We start from the raw sequence: 6,290 nt of genomic DNA, 5'->3' as shown, positions 1-6,290 counted from the left end.
GTCGCCGCGCTGCGGCCGGCACCACGGCCACGGCCCCGCGGACGACGCCCCCGCCGCACAGGCGGCCGGGCCCGCAGGCCACCGCGTCAGCGTCCGCGCAGACGCCGCACGAGGATGCTCGCGTCGCCGCGCTGCTCCAGATCGGCCAGCACCACGGCCACGGCCTCGCGGACGATGCGCCCGCGGTCGACGGCCAGGCCGTACTCGCCGCGCAGCACGAGCCGCGCGTGCTCCAGGTCCATCAGTTCCTCGGCCGAGACGTAGACCGTGATCTTCTCGTCGTGCCGTTCGCGGCCACTGGGCCGGCGGTTGGCCCCGCGCCCGCGTCTGCGCGTCGCATCGGCCCCCTGCCCGTCGCCCGCCGGCGCCCTGCGGCCCTTCGCCGCGCCAGGCGCCGCGTCCGCGCCCTCCGCGGCAGCCGTGCCCCGGCTGCGTTCCTCTGCGGGAGCCTCCGCCTCGGCGGCCGCGGAGTGCTCCTGCGAACGGGACGACGGCGTGCCGTCCGCCGCCGGGTCGCTCTCCCCCGCCGGCGCCGGCACCCGCGGCTCACCGTTCGCCTGCCTGCGCGGGGTCGACGCCTGCAGCGCCGTGCCCCCGGTCGTACGGAACAGCTCGTCGGCACCGGGCAGACTCACTCGGCGTGACACCGGGCGAGCACCTCCCTGGCGAGCTGGCGGTAGGCGGCGGCACCGACGGAGTTGGAGGCGTACGTGGTGATCGGCTCACCGGCGACCGTGGTCTCCGGGAAGCGCACGGTGCGGCCGATCACCGTGTGGTAGACGTGGTCGTCGAAGGCCTCGACGACACGCGCGAGCACTTCGCGGCTGTGCACGGTCCGGGAGTCGTACATCGTGGCCAGGATGCCGTCGAGCTCCAGCTCGGGGTTGAGCCGCTCCTGGACCTTCTCGATGGTCTCCGTCAGCAGCGCGACACCGCGCAGCGCGAAGAACTCGCACTCGAGCGGCACGATCACCTTGTGAGCCGCCGTCAGCGCGTTGACGGTCAGCAGGCCGAGCGAGGGCTGACAGTCGATCACGATGTAGTCGTAGTCGGACATCAGCGGCTTCAGGGCACGCTGCAGGGTCGACTCGCGCGCGACCTCGCTCACCAACTGCACTTCCGCGGCCGAGAGATCGATATTGCTCGGCAGCAGGTCCATGTTGGGCACGGCGGTCTTGAGCAGCACCTCGTCCGCGGACATGCCGCGCTCCATGAGGAGGTTGTAGACCGTCAGGTCCAGCTCCATGGGGTTGACCCCGAGGCCCACGGACAGCGCGCCCTGCGGGTCGAAGTCGACGAGCAGCACCCGGCGTCCGTACTCCGCGAGTGCCGCGCCCAGGTTGATGGTCGACGTCGTCTTGCCGACGCCGCCCTTCTGGTTGCACATCGCGATGATCTTCGCGGGGCCGTGATCGGTCAGCGGGCCCGGGATCGGGAAGTACGGCAGGGGGCGCCCGGTGGGGCCGATCCGCTCACGGCGCTGGCGGGCGGCGTCGGGCGCGAGGGTGGCCGCGTACTCGGGATCGGGCTCGTACTCGGCGTCGGGGTCGTAGAAGTGCCCTTCGGGGACTTCATCGTAGGCGGCGAAGTGGGTGGACTCTCGGCCACTCTCGTTGCCGGCCATGGCGTTCACGTGTTGGCCGTCCATCATCTTCATCGTGTGGGGTGTCGTCATGTGCGTCGTGTGCTGGTGCGTCGCGAAGGGGCGGACAGCGACGGAGCCGACAGCCTCGAAACCGTTCGACGGGCCCTGGCCCGCAGAAGCCGTTCCTGGTTGACCACCCCCGGGAGTAAATATCGACTCATTCACAAGTCGTCTTACCTCCTTGGACGTGACCAGGAAACTTATCGATAGGTCAGCGTGGCACCATGCCGACGGTTGGCGACTCTATGGCGTGTCACCGCTCCGCAGCAACACAATCCGCCGGACCCGGCCCGATGTGTCGGCAATCGAACACCCCGCTGTCAAGGGCGCAGAGCCGTTTCCGCGCGCTCCCGCGGACAGGTTTCGAAGGCGGGCGAAACGGTTAAAGGGTTACGTTCGAGGCGAGTTGAGTGAGCGCGGCGAACCGGGACGGAACACGCGTCCGGCCGGACCTTGCGGCAAGGTCCGGCCGGATGCGTGAGGTTGACGACGTCGGTTGACTCGTCAGCCGAGCAGCGCGCTCAGCTCGATGCTCTCGAGGCCGTGCGCCTCGGCGACCTCCTTGTAAACCACCTTGCCGTCATGGGTGTTGAGGCCCTTGGCGAGCGCGGCGTCGCGGCGGAGCGCCTCGACCCAGCCGTTGTTGGCCAGCGACACGATGTACGGGAGCGTGGCGTTGGTCAGCGCGTAGGTGGAGGTGTTGGGCACCGCGCCGGGCATGTTGGCGACGCAGTAGAAGACCGAGTTGTGGACCTGGAAGGTCGGCTCGGCGTGGGTGGTCGGACGGGAGTCCTCGAAGCAGCCGCCCTGGTCGATCGCAATGTCGACAAGGACACTTCCGGGCTTCATCTTGGCGACGAGCTCGTTGGTGACCAGCTTCGGGGCCTTCGCGCCGGGGATGAGGACGGCGCCGATGACGAGGTCGGCCTCGATGACCGCCTTCTCCAGCTCGTAGGCGTTGGAGACGATCGTCTGCACCTTGGTGCCGAAGATCCTGTCGGCCTCGCGCAGCTTGTTGATGTCCTTGTCGAGCAGGGTGACGTGGAAGCCCATGCCGACGGCGATCTGCGTGGCGTTCCAGCCGGAGACGCCGCCGCCGATGACGACGGCCCGGCCGGCGTGGGTGCCGGGGACGCCGCCGGGGAGCACGCCGCGGCCGCCGGCCGAGCGCATCAGGTGGTAGGCGCCGACCTGCGGGGCAAGACGGCCCGCGACCTCGGACATCGGGGCGAGCAGCGGCAGCGCGCGGCTCGCGGTCTCCACCGTCTCGTACGCGATGGCGGTGGTGCCGGACTCCAGGAGGGCGTCCGTGCACTCGCGGGACGCGGCGAGGTGCAGGTAGGTGAAGAGGGTCTGGTCCTTGCGGAGGCGGTGGTACTCCTCGGCGATGGGCTCCTTGACCTTCAGCAGCAGGTCGGCGGTGGCCCAGACCGCGTCGGCGGTGGGCAGGATCTGCGCACCGGCGGCGACGTACTCGTCGTCCGTGATCGAGGAGCCGACACCGGCGTTCTGCTCGACGAACACCTGGTGGCCGTTGCGCACGAGCTCGTGCACGCCGGCAGGGGTGATGGCCACCCGGAACTCGTTGTTCTTGACCTCGCGGGGGATACCGACCTTCACGTCGATCACGGTCCTTGGCTCAGGGGATGTTTCGGTCAATGCCATAGATACCCAGGCACACAGCGCGCACCGGGACACACCACGAGAAGACGTGGTGCAGCCAGTCTAATGAAGGACTTCGCGCTGTCTAGCCTTACAAAGCATTAATCTTCCTCGCGACCACTACGGATTTCGTAGGTGGAAGCCTCGGTTCCAAGCAGTCTTTCCGAGGTGAGCCGGTGCAGCCGCGCCGCCGCCGGATCACCGAGACGGTCGAGCGTGTCGGCCAGTCTGAGCTGCAGCGCTGCCTGCAGGCGTACGTCCCCGGCGCGCCGCGCCCATTCCACGGCCTCGCGGCAGGTGTGCAGCGACTCCTCCGGCCGTCCCGCGTACTCCTGCACGCGGGCCGCCTCGCTCAGCGCCCGCGCCTGGGCCGGGACGTCACCGAGCCTGCGGAATCCGGCGGCCGCCGCCCGCCAGCTGCGCAGCGCCTCTCCGTAGCGGCCCGCGTAGGTGTGGGCCGTGCCGAGGCGCCCGTACAGCCGTGCCGCGTCGGCATGCTCACCGCGCGCCTGGCGCTGCGCGAGCGCGCGCCCGTACCAGTCGGCCGCCCGCTGCCAGTCCCCCAGCTCCTGGTAGGCGCCGCCGACGGATTCCATCGCGCGACCGGTCGCATAGGCGTCGTTCGCGGCCCGGCCCGCGTCCAGCGCGGCCCGGTAGCGGGCGAGTGCGTCCTCGGTACGGCCGGTCCTGGCGTCCAGGTCGGCGAGGTTCAGCAGCGCCGCGGCCTGCTCCCGGTGCAGGCCGCGGCGCTCGGCGAGACCGAGCACCAGCTGGTGCAGTCCGTACAGGTCGGGCGCGGCGGCCTCCGTGCCCTGGTGTGCGGCAAGGGCTCTGACCAGGGCCGCGACCAGTCTGCGGGCCAGCGTGTCCAGCTCGCCGTCCTCGACGGCGAGCCGCGCGGAGGCGAGCAGCGCGTGCCGGTGCGCCCGCAGCCACGCGTCGGCCTCGCCGACGGAGGTGAAACGCAGGGCGCGGGGAAGGCCCGCCAGCTTCTCGCGCGCCGGCGACCCCTCGGGCTCGGTGACCGCGCGGCACGCCTGGAGGCGGCGCACGGTCCGCTCCAGCATGCGGGCCCTGGCGAGCTGCACCTCGGCGGGCCGGTCCGTCACCTCGTACAGAGCGCGCAGCAGGGGTGCGAGGCAGCCCGGCACCTCGAAACCGTCCCCGGCGGTGTGCAGCAGCCCGAGTTCGGCGAAACGGTCGAGGGTGGCCTGGGCGGCGGCCACCGAGCAGCCGGCCAGGGCGGAGGCGGTGTGGGCGTCGGCGAAACCGGCGGGTGCCAGGGCGAGCAGCCGCAGTATCCGCGCCGCGGCCTGTGGCAGGGACTCGTGGACCAGGCGGAAGGCGCGGGCCAGCGGCCGTACGCCGCGCGGCTGCTCACCGTCGTCCGGCAGGGCCCGCAGCCGCTTGGCGGCGTCCGCGACCGACGCCCCGGGCCGGGCGGCCAGCCAGCCGCCGACCAGGACCAGCGCGGCGGGCTGCCCACCGCACTCCTCCGCGACCGCCTCGGCGGCCTGCGGGTCCACCGTGATGCGGACCTCGCCGGTGAAGGAGGTCAGCAGCTCGATGGCGGCCTTGGCGTCCATGCCGCCGACGGTGCAAGGGCGCACGCCCGGGATGCCGGTCAGCGGGCCGTCGGAGACGGCGACCACCAGGCAGTCGGGGTTGTCGGGCAGCAGCAGGTCGACGTGCTCGGCGTCGTGGGCCTCGTCCACGAGGAGCAGCGCCCGGCGTACGCCGAGGGCGTCGCGGACCATCCCGGTCAGTTCGTCGTCACCGGCGCCGGGCGGCGAGGCGATGCCGAGGTCGCCGAGCAGCCGCCGGGCCGCCTCCTCGAGGGGTACGGGGCGGCCGCCGGGCTCGGCCAGCCGGACGCGCAGAACGCCGTCCGGGTACCGGTCCGCGAGCTGCCGGGCGAGCTCCTCGGCGAGCGCGGTGCGCCCGGAACCGGGCCGCCCGGCGATGAGGAGGACGCGGGCGCGGGCGGCCCCGCGGCCCGCGAGGGTGTCGAGTCCGGCGTGTTCGATGTCGGCGTGCAGTGACTTCAGTTCCCGCTGGCGGCCGAAGAACCGGTCGCCGGGGCCGGAGCGAACGGCACCCGCCCTGCCGGGGCCGCCCAAGTCCAGCGCCTGATCCGTCACGGGTCACGCTCCAGTCCGTCCGCGCACGAGCCGAGCCCGCCGGGGCTCCGCACGGGCGGTCCGAGCGTAGTTCACGCTCTGCGACGAACCGTGCGGAGCGGTCGGGGAACGACGCCGCGATCGCTCGATCGGATCAACGGATCTTCAGACAGGCGCGGTTGAGTACCCGTCAGCCGCAGCGAGCCGGAACCGGGGCCGCGTCACGCCTCGAACGGGCGGGCCGGCCACGGGGCCTGCGCCTCGCGCAGCGCGTCGAAGCCCTCTCCCGCGCGCGCCGCCACCGCCGACAGGACACCGACGACCAGGCACGTGTTGTGCAGGTCCCCGGCGAGCACCCCCCGGACCAGCTCCGCCAGCGGCACCCGCGCCAGCTCCATGTCCGCCTCCTCCTCGGCGACCTCGAAGCGTTCGCCGTCAGCCGCCGACAGGTCGCGCGCCAGGAAGATCCGCACGGCCTCGTCGCAGCCGCCCGGGGTGGTGTAGACGTCGGTCAGCACCCGCCAGTCCTCGGCCTTGACGTGCGCCTCCTCGTACAGCTCCCGCTGGGCCGCGTGCAGCGGGTTCTCGCCCGGCACGTCCAGCAGGCCGGCCGGGATCTCCCACAGCTTGTGGCGCACGGGGTGCCGGTACTGGCGCAGCACCAGCACCCGGTCCTCGTCGTCGATGGCGAGGACGGCGACCGATCCCGGGTGGACCTGGTAGTCCCGCTTGACGACCGATCCGTCGGGCATGACCACGTCGTCGGTGCGGACGCTCGTCTTGTTGCCCCGGAACGGCGTCTCGGTCGCGGTGACCCGCCACTCCTCGGGCGTGTCCTTGATCGTCATCGAAAGCGTCCTTCC

5 protein-coding genes are annotated in these 6,290 nt (G+C 72.1%); all 5 read right to left on the bottom strand.

Going from position 1 to position 6,290, the window contains the following annotated elements; translation table 11 throughout:
• Positions 1-86 precede the first annotated feature (86 nt).
• On the bottom strand, positions 87-647 hold the full coding sequence (locus AB0K02_RS32980; protein ID WP_365996292.1) for a hypothetical protein: 561 nt from the start codon (positions 645-647) through the stop codon (positions 87-89).
• Positions 632-1,798, bottom strand: coding sequence for a ParA family protein (locus AB0K02_RS32975; RefSeq protein WP_365996296.1), 1,167 nt, complete (start codon positions 1,796-1,798; stop codon positions 632-634). The genes AB0K02_RS32980 and AB0K02_RS32975 overlap by 16 nt, the downstream gene beginning before the upstream one ends.
• A 351-nt stretch (positions 1,799-2,149) precedes the next feature.
• On the bottom strand, positions 2,150-3,265 hold the full coding sequence (gene ald, locus AB0K02_RS32970) for an alanine dehydrogenase (protein WP_365996291.1): 1,116 nt from the start codon (positions 3,263-3,265) through the stop codon (positions 2,150-2,152).
• 143 nt (positions 3,266-3,408) lie between these two features.
• The gene (locus AB0K02_RS32965) at positions 3,409-5,427 is read right to left on the bottom strand and encodes a tetratricopeptide repeat protein (RefSeq protein ID WP_365996295.1); all 2,019 of its coding nucleotides are present in this window, start codon (positions 5,425-5,427) and stop codon (positions 3,409-3,411) included.
• Between the two features lie 221 nt (positions 5,428-5,648).
• On the bottom strand, positions 5,649-6,275 hold the full coding sequence (locus AB0K02_RS32960; RefSeq protein WP_365996290.1) for an NUDIX hydrolase: 627 nt from the start codon (positions 6,273-6,275) through the stop codon (positions 5,649-5,651).
• Positions 6,276-6,290 lie beyond the last annotated feature (15 nt).

It is taken from the genome of Streptomyces sp. NPDC049597, from assembly GCF_040675505.1.
Lineage (GTDB): Bacteria > Actinomycetota > Actinomycetes > Streptomycetales > Streptomycetaceae > Streptomyces.
Note: the sequence above shows the minus strand (reverse complement) of the source record. Positions and strands in the feature narration are given on the sequence as shown.